This is a genomic window from Halorussus salilacus (assembly GCF_024138125.1).
Taxonomy (GTDB): Archaea; Halobacteriota; Halobacteria; order Halobacteriales; family Haladaptataceae; genus Halorussus; species Halorussus salilacus.
Genome location: NZ_CP099993.1, coordinates 17,170 through 34,864, shown reverse-complemented (window position 1 = coordinate 34,864; position 17,695 = coordinate 17,170). Strand labels below are relative to the sequence as shown.

At 69.9% G+C, this 17,695-nt stretch carries 19 protein-coding genes; 9 read left to right on the top strand and 10 right to left on the bottom strand.

Annotated features, from left to right (window positions below; all coding sequences use genetic code 11):
- Positions 1-252: 252 nt before the first annotated feature.
- Positions 253-1,428, top strand: coding sequence for a tRNA sulfurtransferase (locus NGM10_RS00200; protein ID WP_253480475.1), 1,176 nt, complete (start codon positions 253-255; stop codon positions 1,426-1,428).
- Between the two features lie 133 nt (positions 1,429-1,561).
- Positions 1,562-1,690 (top strand): hypothetical protein, encoded by a 129-nt coding sequence (locus tag NGM10_RS18145; RefSeq protein WP_256504311.1) that lies wholly within the window; start codon positions 1,562-1,564, stop codon positions 1,688-1,690.
- Between the two features lie 14 nt (positions 1,691-1,704).
- Here NGM10_RS18145 and NGM10_RS00195 read toward each other — a convergent pair whose 3' ends face one another.
- The 7 genes from NGM10_RS00195 to NGM10_RS00165 form a co-directional block, all read right to left on the bottom strand.
- Positions 1,705-2,160, bottom strand: coding sequence for a DUF5804 family protein (locus NGM10_RS00195; RefSeq protein ID WP_253480472.1), 456 nt, complete (start codon positions 2,158-2,160; stop codon positions 1,705-1,707).
- Between the two features lie 81 nt (positions 2,161-2,241).
- On the bottom strand, positions 2,242-3,528 hold the full coding sequence (locus NGM10_RS00190) for a carboxylate--amine ligase (protein ID WP_253480469.1): 1,287 nt from the start codon (positions 3,526-3,528) through the stop codon (positions 2,242-2,244).
- 585 nt (positions 3,529-4,113) lie between these two features.
- The gene (locus tag NGM10_RS00185; RefSeq protein WP_253480466.1) at positions 4,114-5,532 is read right to left on the bottom strand and encodes a small ribosomal subunit Rsm22 family protein; all 1,419 of its coding nucleotides are present in this window, start codon (positions 5,530-5,532) and stop codon (positions 4,114-4,116) included.
- Positions 5,529-6,269, bottom strand: coding sequence for a prephenate dehydrogenase/arogenate dehydrogenase family protein (locus NGM10_RS00180; RefSeq protein ID WP_253480463.1), 741 nt, complete (start codon positions 6,267-6,269; stop codon positions 5,529-5,531). The genes NGM10_RS00185 and NGM10_RS00180 overlap by 4 nt, the downstream gene beginning before the upstream one ends.
- Before the next feature lie 70 nt (positions 6,270-6,339).
- Entirely contained in the window at positions 6,340-6,894 is a 555-nt protein-coding gene (locus NGM10_RS00175; protein ID WP_253480460.1) for a GNAT family N-acetyltransferase, read from the bottom strand.
- Between the two features lie 179 nt (positions 6,895-7,073).
- Positions 7,074-7,868 carry an aldo/keto reductase gene (locus NGM10_RS00170; protein WP_253483890.1) on the bottom strand — a complete coding sequence of 265 codons (795 nt, stop codon included), beginning with the start codon at positions 7,866-7,868 and terminating at the stop codon, positions 7,074-7,076.
- A gap of 545 nt (positions 7,869-8,413) precedes the next feature.
- Complete coding sequence (locus tag NGM10_RS00165; RefSeq protein WP_253480457.1) at positions 8,414-8,692, bottom strand: winged helix-turn-helix domain-containing protein; 279 nt, start codon at positions 8,690-8,692, stop codon at positions 8,414-8,416.
- 324 nt (positions 8,693-9,016) lie between these two features.
- On the opposite strand from NGM10_RS00165, the gene NGM10_RS00160 reads away from it, so the two are divergent.
- Positions 9,017-9,160, top strand: coding sequence for a hypothetical protein (locus NGM10_RS00160; RefSeq protein WP_253480455.1), 144 nt, complete (start codon positions 9,017-9,019; stop codon positions 9,158-9,160).
- A gap of 308 nt (positions 9,161-9,468) precedes the next feature.
- Here NGM10_RS00160 and NGM10_RS00155 read toward each other — a convergent pair whose 3' ends face one another.
- Positions 9,469-10,062 (bottom strand): DUF6663 family protein, encoded by a 594-nt coding sequence (locus tag NGM10_RS00155; protein WP_253480452.1) that lies wholly within the window; start codon positions 10,060-10,062, stop codon positions 9,469-9,471.
- 118 nt (positions 10,063-10,180) lie between these two features.
- Positions 10,181-11,356 carry a M24 family metallopeptidase gene (locus NGM10_RS00150; RefSeq protein ID WP_253480449.1) on the bottom strand — a complete coding sequence of 392 codons (1,176 nt, stop codon included), beginning with the start codon at positions 11,354-11,356 and terminating at the stop codon, positions 10,181-10,183.
- A gap of 104 nt (positions 11,357-11,460) precedes the next feature.
- Here NGM10_RS00150 and NGM10_RS00145 point away from each other — a divergent pair, with 104 nt between their 5' ends.
- Both NGM10_RS00145 and NGM10_RS00140 read left to right on the top strand, forming a co-directional pair.
- Positions 11,461-12,468, top strand: a complete 1,008-nt coding sequence (locus tag NGM10_RS00145; protein ID WP_253480446.1) for a sodium:calcium antiporter — start codon at positions 11,461-11,463, stop codon at positions 12,466-12,468.
- A 111-nt stretch (positions 12,469-12,579) separates the two neighbouring features.
- A complete protein-coding gene (locus tag NGM10_RS00140; protein ID WP_253480443.1) occupies positions 12,580-12,861 on the top strand; it encodes a DUF8066 domain-containing protein in 282 nt (93 codons plus the stop codon).
- Here NGM10_RS00140 and NGM10_RS00135 read toward each other — a convergent pair.
- Positions 12,852-13,151: a hypothetical protein gene (locus NGM10_RS00135; protein ID WP_253480440.1), complete on the bottom strand. Its 300-nt coding sequence runs from the start codon at positions 13,149-13,151 to the stop codon at positions 12,852-12,854. The two genes, NGM10_RS00140 and NGM10_RS00135, sit on opposite strands and share 10 nt — an antisense overlap.
- Before the next feature lie 32 nt (positions 13,152-13,183).
- On the opposite strand from NGM10_RS00135, the gene NGM10_RS00130 reads away from it, so the two are divergent.
- From NGM10_RS00130 to aroC, 4 genes are all read left to right on the top strand, one after another.
- The gene (locus NGM10_RS00130) at positions 13,184-13,678 is read left to right on the top strand and encodes a universal stress protein (RefSeq protein ID WP_253480437.1); all 495 of its coding nucleotides are present in this window, start codon (positions 13,184-13,186) and stop codon (positions 13,676-13,678) included.
- A gap of 135 nt (positions 13,679-13,813) precedes the next feature.
- Positions 13,814-15,154, top strand: a complete 1,341-nt coding sequence (gene aroA / locus NGM10_RS00125) for a 3-phosphoshikimate 1-carboxyvinyltransferase (protein WP_253480434.1) — start codon at positions 13,814-13,816, stop codon at positions 15,152-15,154.
- Positions 15,155-15,226: 72 nt separating this feature from the next.
- The gene (locus NGM10_RS00120; protein WP_253480431.1) at positions 15,227-16,486 is read left to right on the top strand and encodes an alkaline phosphatase family protein; all 1,260 of its coding nucleotides are present in this window, start codon (positions 15,227-15,229) and stop codon (positions 16,484-16,486) included.
- 55 nt (positions 16,487-16,541) lie between these two features.
- Positions 16,542-17,693, top strand: a complete 1,152-nt coding sequence (gene aroC / locus NGM10_RS00115; RefSeq protein ID WP_253480428.1) for a chorismate synthase — start codon at positions 16,542-16,544, stop codon at positions 17,691-17,693.
- Positions 17,694-17,695: the final 2 nt, after the last annotated feature.

Genomic DNA, 17,695 nt, shown 5'->3' with positions numbered 1-17,695 from the left:
CTGGCGCGGCGCGTGGTTCGCGCCGCGCCATTTCCGCGCGAGGGATGACTGAGCGACCGCAAGGAGCGAGGGAATCGGCTGGGGAGGTTCGTGGTGCGGTGCTGTGCGGTCTCCTCGGCGACGGCCGTCGCGAGCTTCACCGGTACACCCTCGCCTCGACCCCTCCGGTCGAGCTACCGCTGACAAACTCGTGGCCCGATTCCCCGAATCCCAATCGAAGGCCGTTTATCCGCCTCGTGTCTACCCCCGACCATGCGACCGCCGGGAGCCGACACGGTCCTCGTCCGCCACGCCGACGTGGGCGTCAAGAGCGGGAAGGTGCAGGCCCAGATGGAGCGACGGCTCCGGGACAACATCGAAGCACTCGTCGACGACCGGTGCATCGACGCGACGGTCGAGCGACGCTGGTCGCGCATCTTCGTCCACGCCGACCCCGAGTCGGTCGACGCGGCGACGAACGCCGCGACCGACGCCTTCGGCGTCCAGTCGGCCAGTCCCGCACTCGTCGTCCCGGCAGAGGAGGACGCCATCGTCGAGGCGCTGGCCCGGACCGCCCGCGAGAACCGCGAGGCGGTCGGCGACACCTTCGCGGTCAGCGCCCGGCGCGCGGGCACGGCCGACGCCCACCCCTTCACGAGCAAGGACCTCGAAGAGGCGGGCGGCGCGGCCGTCTGGGGCGAACTCCCCGACCCCGAGGTGGACCTCGACGACCCCGACACCACGTTCTCGGTCGAGTGCAGGGCCGACGAGGCGTTCGTCTTCACCGAGAACCGGCCCGGCCCCGGCGGCCTCCCGCTCGGAAGCCAGGCGAAGGTCGTCGCGCTGATGAGCGGCGGCATCGACTCGCCCGTCGCGGGATGGGAGGTCATGAAGCGCGGGTCGCCCATCGTGCCGGTCTACCTCGACCTCGGCGACTTCGGCGGCCCGGACCACGAGGCCCGCGCGGTCGAGACCGTCCGGCGACTCGCCGACTACGCCCCCAACTACGACATGCGCGTCCGGAAGGTGCCCGCGGGCGACGCCATGGACCTCCTCGCCGAGGCGGTCGGCCCCGCCCGGATGCTGGTCTACCGGCGGTTCATGTACCGAGTCGCCGAGCACGTCGCGGAGGCGGAGAACGCCGCCGGAATCGTGACCGGCGAGGCCATCGGCCAGAAGTCCTCCCAGACCGCCCGGAACCTCGGCGTGACGAGCATGGCGACCGACCTCCCAGTCTACCGCCCCCTGCTCACGATGGACAAGCCCGACATCACCGAGCTGGCCCGCGAAATCGGGACCTACCAAGATTCGACGATTCCGGCCGGGTGCAACCGCATCGCGCCCGACTTCCCCGAGACGAACGCCACGCCGGAAATCGTCGACCGCGCCGAACCCGAGAGCCTCTACGAGCGGGCGAGGGAGGCCGCCGAGAACCTCACGCTGGTCTAGGTCTGACCCGTCTCGCTCGGCGAGACGATTCTTCTCGCGGTGGGTCTGCAGGGTCCGCCCGGTCGCGGCCGACGGCCGCGACCGGGCGCTCGACTCGTTCCCCGACGCGCGAGTCCACCGAAAACGGCGGCCGATGGGTCGGAGGCGCGACGACTACGGGACGTGGCTGTACTTCGGGTGGTCGGCCGAGGAGACCGACCGACTCCGCGAACTGGTCGACGACCTCGCCGACCACGTCGACGAGAACGAGCGCGAGGCCTGACGGCGAACGCGACCCTACCCGCCGAACTCCGACTCGGTGACGCGCACGACCACCGTATCCGCAACGTCGCGCAGGTCGTAGTCGGGCATCTCGCCGTCGCGGCGGGTCAGGAACATCGGCTCGACCAGCTCGCCGTCCTCGGTCAGGCCGTAGACCTTGAGGTACTCGTCGGTCGTCTCGGGGTCGACCGCGCCGTCGCGGACCGCCGCCGCGAGGTCCCGGGACAGCCACTCGGTCTCGCTGACGCTGGGTTCCAGCACGAGCGCGTCGTCGGCGAACCGGACGAGGTACCAGTTGAGGTCGTTCAGCAACGCGACGGCTGAGCCGAGGCTGATGGTTTCGAGCGCGAGCGAGTTGTCGAACGGCTCGCGGAGGTCGTAGGTCGACAGCGCCTCGCGGGCGGTCTCCCGCGAGACGAGTTCGGTGCGCAGGTCGACGCCCGCCGACCCGACGAGACAGACCCGAGTCACACTCGGTGGGTGGCATCTTCGCGGTAAAGCGATTTCGTTCGACCGCGAGCGGGCGGGCGAGAACGACGCCGTTCGCGGCGCTCAGCAGGAGCAGTAGTACTCCTGCGTCCCGAACTCGGTCCGCAGGAGCTGGTAGGCCGGGCCGGGGTCGGAGGGCCGGTACACGCCGGTCACGAGGTCTGGACGCGTCTCGAACTCGCCCGAGAGTAGCGAGAGCCACTCCGAGCGACCCAGCACGTCGGTGAACGTCGGGTCGCTCCCGAGCAGATTGAGGTAGTCGGCGAGGTACACCCACGTCGCGTCTCTGGGGTCGTCTGGTTCGTACTTCTCACCCACTGCGTCGCTGTAGGCCGCGAGCGGGAGGTTCGCGCCCGCCTGCACCGGCATCGATATCCACTTCCACGGCCGGGTGTTCACGTCGAGCAGGACGTACTCCTCCCGAGCGCCGTCGTAGACGAACTCGGCCTCGCTGATGCCGTGGTAGCCCGTCTCGTCGAGGACCGCCAGCGCGTTCTCCTCGATTTCGGGGGCGTCGGCGCGCTCGACCACGCACGACGTGCCGTAGCCCAGCGGATACCGGACCTTCGCGTTGCCCACGACGCTCACCGGGTCGCCGTCCTCGGGGACGTAGGAGGCCAGCGAGTGGTCCTCGCCCCGAACGGTCGGGACCTTCTCCTGAGCCATCACGCGGATTCCCTCCCGGCGGGCGTTCTCGACCACGTCGAGGAACTCCGCGCGGTCTCCGACCTCGATCACGTTCGTGCCGACCGCCTCCTCGAACTTCCGCTTGAGGGCAGGCTTGAGGACGAACGGGAACTCCAGGCGGTCGGCGGCCTCCTCGGCGGCGACGCTGTCGCGGCGGGGCTCCGGGCCCGACTCGCCGCCCGTCTCTCCGGGGTCGGTCTCGGCGATGCGGTACGTCTCGGGGTACGGAACGCCCAGTTCCTCGGCGACGGCGTACAGCGACTCCTTGTCAAGCACGGCGTTGACGGTGTCGCGGTCGGCGAACGGGAGCCGGACGCCCTCGGGGTCGGTCCGAGAGAACGCGTGGACCCACTCGTCCATGCACCCGAACGCGACCGGCTCGCGGTCCAGTTCGGCCGCGAGCGCCTCCACGTCCTCGCGGAATCCGTCCTCGTCGTCGAGCGGGTAGGTCACCCGGCCCGCGAAGTCCACCGCCTCGGAGTAGGGCGCGACCCCCTTCTCGTTGCGGTCGATGGCGATCACGGGCACGTCGCGGGCCTTCAGCGCGCGCGCCACGCTCAAGCCGGTGACGTGGGCGTTGGCCACGAGCGCTGGCGGGCGGTCGAACTCCGCGTCGGCGAGCGCGCCGCGGAGCCCCTCGAACGAGCGGAAGGTGTCGGCCATACCCGGGCTAGAGGCCGGGCGGGCTAAAACCCCGCCGAGTCGGCAATCGTGGCCGGGGGCTGTGACGAGGACGTTCGGCGGGGTGTCTCGAAGCCGTCGCTTCCGGGCAGGGTGTCTCGAAGCCCTCGCTTTCGGGCAAGGTGTCTCGAAGCCCTCGCTTCCGGGGCGTAACTATCCGACCATTCCACTCGGCGCGTGCTGGCGCGGCCCGGCTGTGTTGGGCCGCGCCGACACGCGCGAGGGACGAGTAGCGCAGGCGACGAGTGAAACGAGTCGCCGAGCAACGCAGTCGGTTGGGGAGGACGTGGCCTGAGGTCGCGGTGCGGTGCGGTCTCCTAGGTGACGGCAGAAGCTAGCTCCGACGTGTTCGAGAAGAGGTCCAGACGCGTGACGCTAGCTACTCCCGGTACCGATGAGGACCGCACCGCACCGCGACCGCGCCCCCACCGCAACCGCGCCCCCGGACCTCCCCGCGTGCGCACTCGGTCGCGTCCCGCACCGCGACCGCGACCGAGCGCGCGGCGCGTCCCGTGAGCTGTGGAAATCCGAGAAACGCCGGGACTCACCGGAACGAAACTCCGAACCCTACACCGGCGCTGGAATCCGGTCGACCACCGTATCCTCGTCCACGACGAGGTTGTAGGCGTTCTCGTCGTCGTTCCAGAGGACCAGCACCTGCTCGAACGAGAGCAGGTCGCCGTACTCGGCCTCCAGGAGCCCCCGGTTCAGCCCGGTCTCGGTGGTCAGCACCGCGAAGTGGTCGGTCGATTCGCTCCCGTCGCTCACCTTGAACACGGGGTTGCGCTCGCCCTCAGCGAGCGACCGGCTGAGCTTCACCGCCACGAGGTCGATGCGCCGGGTGACGTGGCGGTCCATCTCGGCCATCTTCGCCGACCGCTCCGGGTCCCCGGTGAACTCGACCCGGCGCTCGCCGTCGGTCCGGAGGATGGCGTAGGAGTACTGCACGTCGACGTTCACGAACTCGCCGGTCGCGCCCCCGGCCTCGTCGAGTCGGCGCTGGAAGTGGGGGACCGCCAAGTCGGGTTTCACCTCGAACGACCACCCGCGGTCGGTCGGGCGTTCGCCCGGCCAGAGCCGGAGGGTCGGCGAGTAGACGCCCGCGACCCCGGCGTCGTCCACGAGTGCGCGCTCGACCTCCCGGAGGCCGATGGCGGTCTCGCGGTCGGCGGGTTCGATGGCGACGAGCGCGCCGTCGTCGGCAAGGTACTCGAGGTATCGGCCGACGACCGCCTCGGGGTCGTCGAGTTCGTTGAGGACGTTGGCGAACAGGATGAGGTCGTACTCTTCGCCCTCCCCGGGGTCGAACCCCTCGGCGGTCTCGCGCACGAGCGTCGTGTGGAAGTTCCGGCCGGTCGCCGACACGACGCGGTCGAACACCTCGGCGGCGGCGCTGGGTTCGACCGCGCGGTACTCGACGAGGGCCTCGTCTGGCAGGTAGTCGTGGACCCCGAGCGCGGGACCGCCGACGCCCGCGCCCACGTCCAGAATCCGGAGCTTGCGGCCGAGCAGGCCCTTCTCGGCGAGTTCGTGGAGGACGTACTGGACGACGGCGTAGTTGTCGGGCAGGTGGTAGAGCGCGTACCCGAGCGCCGCGAGGCCGTCGTACTCGACCGGGTTGTTCCGGAAGTAGTCCTCCTTGAGCTTTCGGATGGTCTCGCGGAGTCGGTCGCCCGACTCGTCGCGCTGCCAGTTCGCGCCGAACCGCTCGACCAGCAGGTCCTCGAGTTCCCGGGCGTACTCGGTCGGGAACGACTCGACGCCCCGGAAGGTCGGGGTCACCGCCTCCTCCGAAACGGGTTCGAAGGTGCCGTCCTCGCGCTCGACGAGTCCGAGCGAGAACGCCTCCTCGCGGAGGATTCGGCGAACGACCGCGGGGTGGGGCCGCCCCTCGACGTACTCGGCGACCTCCCCGGGGTCGACGGGTCGGACGTTCCGGAGGTACTTCGCGTTCTCGCGGATGCGCTCGCGTCGCTCGTCGGTCATTCTCCGGCCTCCCGGTAGAGTTCCTCGAACGCCTCCGAATCGGCCGCCGCGAGTCTGGCGGCGGCGTCGGCGACCGCGTCGGCCCCGCCGAACGCCTCCTGAATCTCGGCGTACACGCCGGGCGAGTTCCCGGTCACTCGCTCGACCAGCGCCGAGAGGTCCTCGAAGACGGGGGTCGCGAGTCCCTCGGGCACCTCGTCGGCCGCCAGCGCGAACGCGAGGACGGCGGCGTGGGCGCGCGACTGGACGGTCGCCATCGCCTCGTCGTGCTCCTCGGGCGTCGTCTCCACGACGGCGTTGCCCCGCTCGCGGAGGGCGTCCAGAATCGCGGCAGTAATCGGCCCCGACGCGTCGGCGACGACCGCGACGTTGCCCGGCGCGCTGGTCGCCGAGAAGAGGGGGTGGAGGCTGACGCGCTCGCGGTCGGGCGCGGCCTCGGCCATCGCGGCCACGGGTCGGGCCATCTCGCCGGTCACGTCGAGCAGGGCGCGCTCGGCCTTCGGGGCGTGTTCCGCGATTGCCTCCTCGGCCGCCGAGATGGGGACTGCGATGCAGACCGCGTCGAATCGCTCGTCGGTCGAGACCGGGACCGCGCGGGCGGTCGCGAGCGACGCGGCCGCGTCGCTCGCGACCGCGGGGTCGGCGTCGGCGAACGCGACCGCCGCGTCGAGTTCCGCGGCCGCGAGTCGGCCGAACCACCGGCCCATCTCGCCCGCCCCGACGACGAGTGCGTTCATCGGTACCCGTTTGCCGCCCGGGTCTCAAAAGGGGTTCGCTCCCCAACCGAGGCGGTGGGTCTTCGTCGGTTCACCCGAGTCGGCGCGTCATCTCCAGTTCGCCCGCGGCGTCGCCGGTCGGGGCGAACCCGACGCGCCGGTAGAGCCGAACAGCCGCGCGGTTCCCGCGCCGGACCGACAGCCAGACGCGCTCGACGCCCGCCTCCCGACCGCGGCCGAGCAGCGTCCGGGCGAGGGCGGTCCCCACACCCGCCCCGCGGTACTCGGGATGGACGAACAGCGCGAGTTCGTGGCCGGGGCCGCCCGCGAGCAGGACGCCGTGGCCCACGGCGTCGTCGCCGTGCCAGGCGACGACCTCGATTCCCTGAGCGATGCGGTCGAGCCAGCGACGCCGCCGGTCGGGGTCGGCGGGCGGAATCCCCTGCGCGCGGTCGGCCACGCCGAAGTCGTCGTACATCGCCGACAGCGCGGCGCTGTCGTGGGATACTCCCAGTCGGAGCGTCCGGTCCTCGCGGTCGCCGAACCGCCGGGGCGGCGTCGGAAACGGTTCGGCGGGTTCGCTGCCAGCGGGAACGTGCTCGGTTCCGTCGCCCGAACTGTCGGCTTCGTCGGCCTCGGCGCTCATCCCTCACCGCTCCGGAGGCCGATTCCGCCGAGTCGAATCGGGTCGTCGGACGGACGTTCCGAAGTCGCGCTGTACACGCCGAGACGGGGTAGTCGTCCCATTGCGTGCCGACCGACCGCGCTCGCCCGCATAAAGTTAATGGTCTTTTATGATAAAATACCTTAAACGGCCTTAGTTTGCTACTGGTTCCACGGCGCGCGGTCGGGGTCGACGATGCGCTCTTCGTCGTCGATGGCGTCGATGGTCTCCACATCTTCGTCGTCCAGTTCGACCGCGAGGCTCAGCCAGTTCTCCCGGAGGTGGTCCCGACTCGCGGCCTTCGGGATGGCGGTGACGCCCTTCTCGCGGAGCCACGCCAGACTCACCTGTGCGGGCGTGGCGTCGTGGGCCTCGGCGATGTCCTGCAACTCCGCCACGTCGTCCACGTCGCCGCGGGCGATGGGCGAGTAGGCAACGAGCTCCACGTCCACCTCCTCCTGCGCGCAGACCGACTGGAGTTCGGTCTGCCGGAGCAGGGGATGCATCTCGACCTGATTCGCGAAGACCGGCTCCTCGGAGACCTCGACGGCCTCCGCCAGTTGCTCGGGCTCGAAGTTGCTCACGCCGATCTCCTCGATGACGCCCTCCTCGCGCAGCTCCGCGAACGCCTGCAGGGTGTCGAGGGGTTCGTACTCGCCGGTCGGCCAGTGGACGTACAGCAGGTCGAGATAGTCGAGTCCGAGGCGTTCGAGGCTCTCCTCGGCGCTCGTCAGTACGTGGTCGTAATCGAGGTTGTCCGGGCTGACCTTGGTCGCGACGAACAGGTCCTCGCGCTCGACGTCGGCCTCGGCGATGGCGTCGCCCACGGCGTCCTCGTTGTCGTAGCCCTCCGCGGTGTCGACGTGGCGATACCCCATCTCGATGGCGGTCGTGACCGCCTCGACGCACTCGTCGTAGTCGTCCATCCCGTAGGTGCCGAGGCCGAGCATCGGCATCCCCCGGGTCGTCGGGGATTCGACGGCCTGCGCCTCGTCGGGGAGGTCCGGGGATTCGGCTTCGGCGGCCGACTCCTCGCCCGCGACGCTCCCCGTCGAACTCGGCTGGTCGGCGGCTTCGCCCTCGCTCTCGGTTTCGCCCGGCGTCGTCGCATTCGGGACGGCCTCCTCGACCCGCTCCTCGACTGCTTCGGCCCGCTCCTCGGCCTCCTCCGGTACGGCCTCCCCGGCCTCACCGCCGCCCGGGAGGACGGACCTGAGCCGGGCGAGTCGGCCGTCATCCCCGTCTCGGTCGCCGCCGTCATCCCCGCCGTCGCTCCCTCCGCCCCGTCGCCGACCGAACAGGAAGCCAGCGACGAAGGCGAGCGCGAAGGGGAGCAGTCGCCCGAGGGGACCCCTCCTGTTCGCGTTCGCCGACCCTTCCTCCCGCCGGTCCTCGCGTCTCGTCTCTCCTCGTAGCATACGCTTCGGATTCGACGGTCGCGTACTTCCCGGTTGTGGCGGGTCACGGACCGCCGTTCGTCGGCGACGAGACCGTCGAGGTGTTATTCGTCGGATTCGAGGTCGCTGGCGTCCAGTTCGCCCGCGAGAAACGCCCGACCTCTCTCCGAGAGTTGGTAAATCGAACCGGATTCGTCGTAGTATTCGAGCAAGTCGTGGTCGTAGAGGGTTCTGACGTGTTCCCGAATCGTAGCGCGCTTCCAGTCGGTGTTCTCCGCGATGAGCCGCGGATTCAGCACCAACTCCCGATTACCGCGGTTCTCCAGTAGCTCCAGTATGTCCCGGTCGACCGGAGTCATCCACTCGGGAAGCGCCGGACGCATTAGATTTCACACTCTCAGCACCCCGTATTACTATTTTCATAGAACCGTGCCCAGATACAGTACGGGATATTTAATATACAGATTTGTTGGTAACATCTAAGTACCGGCCAACAGAACTGTCGGTCACGGAAGCGAAACGCGGACCAGTCGCTCACGGCGAGGTCCCGGTGAATCGAAACGGACCGGTGTAAGGGCCACCGGGTCCGCGGAACGCTCCCGTAACTGAGGTACGAGAGCATGACGCACTATGCATACACGGGACAAAAAGCTCCCGCTCGACAGCATCGATTTACGACGACCCGGCGACCGACGGAGGTTCAGTAGATGGAGCGTACACACCTCCTCTTGGAGGGCGTCGCCGAGGACGAGATCACGACAGAGTTCCTCGTCGCGGTGATGAACGCGGCCCACGAACGGGGGCTTTCGCTCTCCGGTATCTCGGTTCGACGCGGGGAGGCGACGGAGTGACCGGGGTACCGTCACGCGCTGATTCGTTGGTCGAGTGAGACCGTCGGGGCCGGGAGCGGTAGCCGACTCGACCTCATCGGTCGGGCGGGGCTAGCTACCTCCGGTACCGAGGAGACCGCACAGCACCGCGACCGCAGGCCACGCCCTCCCCAACCGACTGCGTTTCTCGGCGACTCGTTTCACTCGTCGCCTGCGATACTCGCCCCTCGCGCGGTTGTCGGCCCACGAGGGGCCGACAGCGCGCGCCGGGGTGAAAAGCCGGGGGTCGTCGCGAGGGGGTGGCACGAAGAGGGTCGCTCGGACTCGGACTACCCCAGCGGCTCGTCGGGCCGCGGTCGGTCGTAGGTGTCCCGGAGCGTGTCGGCGAACCGGCCGCCCTTCCGGAGCGCGATGGTGACGACCACGTACTCCCCGTCGGCGGGCCGGAGAGCAAACACCTCGCGCGGAGATTGCCCTTCCTGCTCGTTCACTCTGTCGACCAGCGGTTCGAGCGGGCGCGCGCCGTCGCGGAACGACTCGAACGTGTCCGGTCGACCCCCCTCGGCGAAGACGTAGAGGACGCCGTTGACCTCGCTGTCGGTGTTGCGGGTCACCCGGCTGTTCATCGACTCGCCCGCCGCCCGCGCGTCGGCCCACGCCCGCTCGGCCGCCTCGAACACGGGGTCGATGTCGTCGGCGAAGACGTAGAGGGTCGGGCGGCGCACCGAAACCGACCGGACCGTCGGCTCGGGCTCCGACCAGTCGAGGTCGGCGTCGACGAGGTAGCCCGGCCGGAGGTCGGCGACCGGCGCGTCGTGGCCCTCGCTCGCGGTGACGACCGGCTCGTACGTCTCCCTGTCGAGCAGGCGGAGCCTGCCCGCCTCCGGGACTCCGAGCACGCGATAGCTCCCGTCGTCGGTCATGACTCGGTGGTAGGCACCGAGGCCGGGAAAAGGACTCGCATCGCGTCGGTCGTCGCCGCGCACGCGACGCGTGCGCGACGACGACTATGTTCGTGTTCGCTCGGACTGTTCGCTCGGACTACTCCGGCCGCAGGCGAATCGGGTAGTCGGTCAGGTTCTCGTAACCGTCCTCGGTGACCACCACGAGGTCCTCGATGCGGACGCCCCCGAACTCGGGGTCGTACAGGCCGGGTTCGATGGTGACGACGTGGCCCGGCTCCAGTTCGCCGCCGTCGGGGCTGACCCGCGGGAGCTCGTGAACGTCCAGCCCGATACCGTGGCCCGTGCTGTGGATGAACCCCGTCTCGGCGCTCGGGTCGCTCCGGAGGGTGTCGTAGCCCTTCTCCTCGTACACGTCGCAGACCGCGTCGTGGACCGCCTTGCCCGTGACGCCGGGTCCGAGCGCGTCGAGCGCGGCCTCGAACGCCTCGTGGGTGTCCTCCCAGCGCCGCCGGACCTCCTCGCTGGGTTCGCCGACGACGAAGGTCCGGGTCATGTCGCCGTTGTACTTGCTCGCCTTATTCCGCGGGAAGATGTCGATTACGATGGGTTCGTGGGCTTCGAGCGGGCCGCTCCCGCGGTCGTGGGGGTCGGCTCCGTCTGCACCCGAGGCGACGATGGTCTCGTCGAGCGCGCAACCGTGGCGGAGCAGGGTGACCTCTATCTCCTCGGTGACGCGCTCGCTGGTCAGCACCTCGCCGTCGTGGTACAGCAGGCCGTCCTCGATTTCGGCGGCGGCGAGCAGGTCCTCGGCGGCCGCCATCGCGGCCTCGTTGGCCTCTTGGGCCTCGCGGACGTGGGCGACCTCCTCGTCGGTCTTGACTGCGCGGATCTCGGTCAGCACGTCGCCGTCGAGCACCTCGACCGAGACGCCCTGCTCGCGCAGGGCGTCGGCGGTGCCAAGCGGGAATCGCTCGGGCGCGGCGACCGACTCGACGCCGCGGTCGGCGAGGAACGCGGCGAGGACTCGGTTCTTGGCCCCGGCGCGGCCGTGCTCGCCGACCAGTTCGGGGTAGTCGTAGTCGGCGAGGCGGGCCACCTCGTCGGCGCGACTCTCCTTCTTGGCGCGGCCGTACTCCAGTCCGGACACGAGCAGCGCAGTCTCCTCGGGCGTGTAGAGGGTGACGAACGCGTCGGGCGCGTCGAAGCCCGAGAGGTAGAGCTGGTCGGAGTCGCCCGAGTCGGCGTCGAGCAGGTAGCCGTCGGCTCCGGCGTCTTCGAGCGCGTCTGCGAGCGTCGAGAGGTCGGGTTCCATACCGAACGGGAGCGACCCCGAGGCCAAAACGATGCGGGTTTCGGCGCGCTCGGACCGACGACGAATGGAACGGCCTTTCACTCGGCGTCGACAACATCTTCACGATGAACGGCCTCCTCGTCGCCGTCGCGCTCGCGGTCGTCTCGACCGCGGTCATCTGGAAGGGGAGCCAACGCCTCGAAGCCTCGGCCGAGCGCCTCAGCAAGCACTACGGCCTTCCGGTCGCGGTCCACGGCGCAATCGTGGTCGCGGTCGGGTCGAGCTTTCCGGAACTCAGCTCCATCGTCATCAGCACCCTGCTCCACGGTGAGTTCTCGCTGGGCGTGGGCGCAATCGTCGGCAGCGCCATCTTCAATCTGCTGGTCATCCCGGCGCTGTCGGCGCTCGCCACCGAGAAGCTCGAAGTGACCCGCGACATCGTCCACAAGGACGCGCAGTTCTACATCATCAGCGTGCTCGTCCTGTTCATCGTGTTCGCGCTCGGCGCGACCTACGTCCCGGGCGGGACCAACAGGGAGGCCATCCTCACGCCCCCGCTCGCGGTGCTCCCGCTGGGGACTTACGCCATCTACGTCTTCCTCCACCAGCAGGACGCCAGCGACTACGAGGCCACCGCGTCGGTCGACGTGAACCCGCTCCGCCAGTGGGCCCTGCTCGTCGGGTCGCTCGCGCTCATCGCGGTCGGGGTCGAGGGCATCGTTCGCGCGGCGCTCGACTTCGGGCGGTTCTTCGACACCCCGAGCTTCCTGTGGGGGCTGACCGTCATCGCGGCCGCGACGAGCCTCCCCGACGCGTTCGTCAGCGTCAACGCCGCCCGGAACGACGAGGACGTCACCAGCCTCACGAACGTCCTCGGGAGCAACACGTTCAACCTCCTCGTCGCCATCCCGGTCGGCGTCCTGCTCGCGGGCCGGGCGACCATCGATTTCCTGGCGGCCATCCCGACGATGGGGTTTCTGGCGTTCGCGACCCTCGTGTTCGTCGTGTTCACCCGGACCGGCCTCGAACTCACCGACCGCGAGGCCTACGGCTTTCTGGCGCTGTACGCCTTTTTCCTGCTCTGGATGACCCTCGAATCGCTCGGCGCTATCGAGACGGTCAAGGGAATCTGACCGGCGCTCCGAGAGGAGTGGACCACGCGCGACCGGCGTCCGGCGGGCCGGACGCCGGTCGCGCCGCGTCGGAACGGAAAGTACTCGTGCCGGGAGTGTGTCGCCGACGACATGTCCGACCGAAACGACGAGCGGAGGGGTCTGCGAATCTTGCAGGCCCTCGTCGGTCTCCTGATTCTGCTGTACAGCGTCGTCATCGCGTCCCGCCCCCTCCTCGGCATCGCGGTCGTCCTCCTGCTGTTCGGGGCCTACCTCGCGTGGCAGTTCCTCGAACTCGCGGGCCGGTTCGTGGTCGCGGTCGAGCGCATCGCCGACGCGTTGGAGAACGAGAGCGAACTGACGGACGGCCGCGAGAAGGGGCCGGACTCCGACCGCGAGCGCGCTCAGGAGTAACGACGCAGGAGCGTCCCGAACGCGCCCAGCGCCGCGAACAGGATGCTCGACAGCGCGAGGACGCCGCCCCCGAGGAAGACGAACGCGCGCGGGTCGCCGCCGCAGTCGCCGACGCTGTGGGCGCTGGTGGTGTAATTGCGCCCCTCGTACCGGACCACCTCGCCGTCGAGTCGCTCGCGGTAGTCCCGGGCGTCGACGCTGCCCGAGTCGTCGCCGTCGACCGCGCTCTCGAAGGCCTCCCGGACCCGAGACTCGCCTCGGTCCGACTCGCATCGCCGACCCGGCCGCAATCCAAATGCCCTCCGGCGTCCTATCGGCCACCATGAAGTACCTCGTCGCGGTGGACGGCTCAGAATCCAGCATGGACGCCCTTCGGCACGCGGTCGAACTCGCCGCCGCGACCGGGGCCGAGGTGGAGGCGGCGACCGTGGTCGTCCCCGAGCAGTTCTTCGCGGGGGGCGACGGCCCGCCGACGAGCCTCGCCGAGGCCGACGAGGCGCTCGTCGCCGCGGACATCGAGGACGCCGAGACCGAAGCGCAGGCGGTGCTGGAGGAGGCCGAGGCGGTCGGCGACCGGGCGGGCGTCGAGGTCGAGGCGGGGATGCTCTACGGCGAACCGGTCGACGAACTGGTCGAGTACGCCGAAGGGCGAAGCCCTTCGAGCAGTCGGACGCAGTCCGACGACGCCGAGCGCGAGGGCGTCGACGCCATCTTCGTCGGCCATCGGGGCCTCTCCGAGGAGCACGAGGGGCGGGTCGGGAGCACCGCCAAGGACATCGTGGGGCGCGCCACGGTTCCGGTGACCGTGGTCCGGTGACCGCGGTCACCGGACCACGGTCACCGAATCGCGGCCGGGACCGGGTTCGGGGGTCCAGACCCGGTTCGGGGGTCCAGACCCGGGAACCCTGCCACCTCCGGTACCCTGATACGGGGGCGGGCCGTCTGGCCGGACATGGACGTAGAGATAGAGCCCTCGACGCTCTCGGGGGTCGCGCGAGCGCCCTCCTCGAAGAGCTACACCCACCGGGCCATCCTCGCCGCTGGGTACTCCGGCGGCGCGCTGGTCCACGACCCGCTCGTGAGCGCCGACACCAAGGCGACGATGCGGGCGGTCGAAGCCTTCGGCGGGAGCGTGACCCGGGAATCGGACCACCTCGACGTGGACGGCTTCGACGGCCGCCCCGAGGTCCCGGCCGACGTCATCGACTGCGCGAACAGCGGGACGACGATGCGCCTCGTGACCGGGGCGGCCGCGCTCGCCGACGGCGCGACCGTGCTGACCGGCGACGGCTCCCTGCGCTCGCGGCCCCACGGCCCCCTGCTCGACGCCGTGGAGGCCCTCGGCGGGCGCGCCCGGAGCACCCGCGGGAACGGACAGGCCCCCCTCGTAATCGAGGGGGCGATATCTGGCGGGACGGTGTCGATGCCCGGCGACGTCTCCTCGCAGTTCGTCTCCGCGCTCCTGATGGCCGGGGCGCTGACCGACGAGGGGGTCGAGGTCGACCTCGAAACCGAACTCAAGTCGGCACCCTACGTCGACATCACGCTCGAACTCCTCGACGCGTTCGGAGTCGAGGCGGAAAAGGAGGGAATCGGCGAGGGAGACGGCGGCAAGGGAGACGGCGGCGAGGGCGACGGCGGGGGGACCTACCGCGTCGAGGGCGGCCAGTCCTACGAACCCGCGGACGGCGAGTACCACGTCCCCGGCGACTTCTCCTCCATCTCGTACCTGCTCGCGGCGGGGGCCGTGGCGGCCGACGAGGGCGAGGAGGTGCTGGTCGAGGGCGCGTACCCCAGCGCACAGGGCGACAGCGCGATAGTCGGCGTCCTCGAACGGATGGGTGCCGAGGTGGACTGGAACCGCGACGACGGCGTGGTCGCGGTCGAGCGCTCTGCCCTCTCGGGCGTCGAGGTCGACGTGGGCGACACCCCCGACCTCCTGCCCACCATCGCGGCGCTCGGCGCTGTCGCCGACGGCGAGACCCGCATCGTCAACTGCGAGCACGTCCGGTACAAGGAGACCGACCGGGTGAGCGCGATGGCCGAGGAGCTGCGACATCTGGGCGCGGAGACCGACGAGGACGAAGACGTACTGACGGTCCGGGGCGGCGACTCCGAACTGGCGGGCGGCGTCGTGGACGGCCGGGGGGACCACCGCATCGTGATGGCGCTGTCGGTGGCGGCGCTGGCCTGCTCCGGGCCGACGGTGGTCTCGGACGGCGAGCACGTCGACGTGTCGTTCCCGAACTTCTTCGACGTGCTGTACGACCTCGGGGCGACGGTCGAGCGGTAGCTCCTCGTAGCCTGCGAAGGACTGGCACGCAGTCGACACGTACTTTCGGGGGGACACCCAATCGACGGTCGAATGCTTCGAACCGACCTCGCGGAGTCGCTCCGAGCCGAGTTCGGCGAGGACGGCTCCCTCCTCCCCGATTACGGGGGGTACTGCTTCGCCAACGTCCCCCACACCGTCGCGTCGGTGCTGGGGGCCGACACCGGCCGGACGCTCCCCGACGACACGCTCGCGGGGGTCGACACTGCGGTGGAGAACGTCCTCGTCGTGCTGGTCGACGGCTTCGGATTCGAGCAGTGGCGACGCGTTCGCGACGCCCACCCGTTTCTGAGTCGCCTCTCCGAGACGGCGCGGGTGACCCCGCTGACCGCCACCTACCCCAGCGAGACCGCCGCGGCGATACACACCTTCCACACGGGCAGTCTCCCGGCCGAACACGGCGTCATCGGGTGGAACGTCTACGAACCGAGCGCCGACCAAGAGTTCGAGGCCTTGCCCTTCCTGACGAAGGACGGCGAGGAGCCGGAGGGCCTCGCCCCCGAGGAGGTCTCGGCCGCTCCGTCGCTCTACCCGGAACTCGAAGACGCCGGGGTGTCGGCCCACCACGTCGTCCCCTTCGAGACGACCACCGAGGGCGCGGCGAGGTACACCTACGAGTCGCTGGCCGACTTCCCCGAGCGCGTCGGCGACGCGCTCGGGGCGGCCCACCGTGAGGACGACCGGTCGTACTGTTACGCCTACCTCCACGACGTGGACCAAGCGGGCCACGAGTCGGGCACCCGCTCGGAGTCGTACCGCGAGACGGTCGGCGAGGTATTCGACGCGGTCTCGGCGGCGCTCTCGGGACTCGACGCCGCGGTCGCCGAGGAGACCCTGCTCGTCGTGACCGCCGACCACGGCCATGTGAACACCGACCCGGAGCGCAACGTGGACCTCGACGGGTTCGAGGAGGTCGTCGCGGCGCTGGCGCGCCGCGACGACGGCACCCCGGTCCGGTTCTCGGGGAGCCCGCGCAACGTCCACCTGCATCTGCAGGAGGGACGCGAGGCCGAAACCGCGGCGTTCCTCCGCGAGAATCTGGACGCGAAGGTGTTCACGCGCGAGGAGGTCCTCGACTGCGAACTGTTCGGGGACGCGCCGCCCTCCGAGACCTTCCGGCGGCGACTCGGCGACGTGGTGGTCACCCATCGTAATCTCGGCGTCTGGTGGGGCGACGAGGAGCCCGACGAGTTGGCCTACGTCGGAATGCACGGCGGACTCCACCCCGAGGAGATGCTGGTCCCGTTCGCGGCCGCGAAGATGGACGAACTGGTCGGCCCGTCCGATTCGTAGCCCAAGCTTGCGGCTTCTACAAACCCTAAATAGCCCGCCCGACCAACACCCGGTAATGAACGGAAATCGCTTCGGTCGCCTCTTCCAGGTGACCACGTTCGGCGAGAGCCACGGCGACGCCATGGGCGTCACCGTCTCGGGCTGTCCCGCGGGGCTCGAACTCTCCGAGGAGGACGTGCAGGCCGACCTCGACCGGCGCAAGCCCGGCCAGTCGATGATAACCACGAGTCGGGGCGAACCCGACGCTGTCTCCATCAAGTCGGGCCTGCAGGACGGTTACACCACCGGGACGCCCATCGGGATGGTCATCGAGAACAAGGACGCCCGCTCGGAGAAGTACGAGCCGTTCATCACAGCGCCCCGGCCCAGCCACGGCGACTTCACCTACTCGGCGAAGTTCGGCACGCGCAACTGGGGCGGCGGCGGACGCTCGTCGGCCCGCGAGACCGTCAACTGGGTCGCGGCCGGGGCCGTCGCGAAGAAGCTCCTCGCGCGCGAGGGAATCGAACTGAAGGCCCACGTCGACCAAATCGGCGACATCGAGGCCCCCGAGGTCTCCTTCGAGGAGATGCTCGAACACAGCGAGGAGAACGAGGTGCGGTGTGCTCACCCCGAGACCGCCGAGGAGATGCGCGAGCGCATCGACGAGTACCAGCAGGCGGGCGACTCCATCGGCGGGTCCATCTACTTCGAGGCCCGCGGGGTCCCGCGCGGACTCGGTGCGCCCCGGTTCGACTCGGTCTCGGCGCGACTCGGGCAGGCGATGATGGCGGTTCCGGCGACGACCGCCTTCGAGTTCGGCCTCGGCAGGGAGGCACGCGAGTACACCGGGAGCGAACGCAACGACGAGTGGGAGTTCGGCGAGGACGGGGACCCCCAACCCGTCGAGAACGACCACGGCGGCCTGCAGGGCGGCATCACCACGGGCGAACCCCTCTACGGCGAGGTCACGCTCCACGCGCCCACCTCGATTCCCAAGCCCCAGACCACGGTCGACTGGGAGGCGGGCGAGGAACGCGAGGAGCAGGTCATCGGCAGACACGACCCCGTTCTCCCGCCCCGCGGCGTCCCGGTCGTCGAGGCGATGCTGGCGCTGACGCTCGCCGACTTCATGCTCCTCGGCGGCCGCATCAACCCCGACCGTGTCGACGACCGGCCGGGCGAGTACGACACCGACTACCATCCGAGCAGTCCGAAAAACGAGTAGCG

Excerpts from the sequence above, each read along its gene's own strand:
- NGM10_RS00200 (WP_253480475.1), top strand. The coding sequence starts at position 253 with ATGCGACCGCCGGGAGCCGACACGGTCCTCGTCCGCCACGCCGACGTG.
- NGM10_RS18145 (WP_256504311.1), top strand. The coding sequence starts at position 1,562 with ATGGGTCGGAGGCGCGACGACTACGGGACGTGGCTGTACTTCGGGTGG.
- NGM10_RS00190 (WP_253480469.1), bottom strand. The coding sequence starts at position 3,528 with ATGGCCGACACCTTCCGCTCGTTCGAGGGGCTCCGCGGCGCGCTCGCC.
- NGM10_RS00185 (WP_253480466.1), bottom strand. The coding sequence starts at position 5,532 with ATGACCGACGAGCGACGCGAGCGCATCCGCGAGAACGCGAAGTACCTC.
- NGM10_RS00180 (WP_253480463.1), bottom strand. The coding sequence starts at position 6,269 with ATGAACGCACTCGTCGTCGGGGCGGGCGAGATGGGCCGGTGGTTCGGC.
- NGM10_RS00175 (WP_253480460.1), bottom strand. The coding sequence starts at position 6,894 with ATGAGCGCCGAGGCCGACGAAGCCGACAGTTCGGGCGACGGAACCGAG.
- NGM10_RS00170 (WP_253483890.1), bottom strand. The coding sequence starts at position 7,868 with ATGCCGATGCTCGGCCTCGGCACCTACGGGATGGACGACTACGACGAG.
- NGM10_RS00165 (WP_253480457.1), bottom strand. The coding sequence starts at position 8,692 with ATGCGTCCGGCGCTTCCCGAGTGGATGACTCCGGTCGACCGGGACATA.
- NGM10_RS00160 (WP_253480455.1), top strand. The coding sequence starts at position 9,017 with ATGGAGCGTACACACCTCCTCTTGGAGGGCGTCGCCGAGGACGAGATC.
- NGM10_RS00155 (WP_253480452.1), bottom strand. The coding sequence starts at position 10,062 with ATGACCGACGACGGGAGCTATCGCGTGCTCGGAGTCCCGGAGGCGGGC.
- NGM10_RS00150 (WP_253480449.1), bottom strand. The coding sequence starts at position 11,356 with ATGGAACCCGACCTCTCGACGCTCGCAGACGCGCTCGAAGACGCCGGA.
- NGM10_RS00145 (WP_253480446.1), top strand. The coding sequence starts at position 11,461 with ATGAACGGCCTCCTCGTCGCCGTCGCGCTCGCGGTCGTCTCGACCGCG.
- NGM10_RS00140 (WP_253480443.1), top strand. The coding sequence starts at position 12,580 with ATGTCCGACCGAAACGACGAGCGGAGGGGTCTGCGAATCTTGCAGGCC.
- NGM10_RS00130 (WP_253480437.1), top strand. The coding sequence starts at position 13,184 with ATGAAGTACCTCGTCGCGGTGGACGGCTCAGAATCCAGCATGGACGCC.
- aroA (WP_253480434.1), top strand. The coding sequence starts at position 13,814 with ATGGACGTAGAGATAGAGCCCTCGACGCTCTCGGGGGTCGCGCGAGCG.
- NGM10_RS00120 (WP_253480431.1), top strand. The coding sequence starts at position 15,227 with ATGCTTCGAACCGACCTCGCGGAGTCGCTCCGAGCCGAGTTCGGCGAG.
- aroC (WP_253480428.1), top strand. The coding sequence starts at position 16,542 with ATGAACGGAAATCGCTTCGGTCGCCTCTTCCAGGTGACCACGTTCGGC.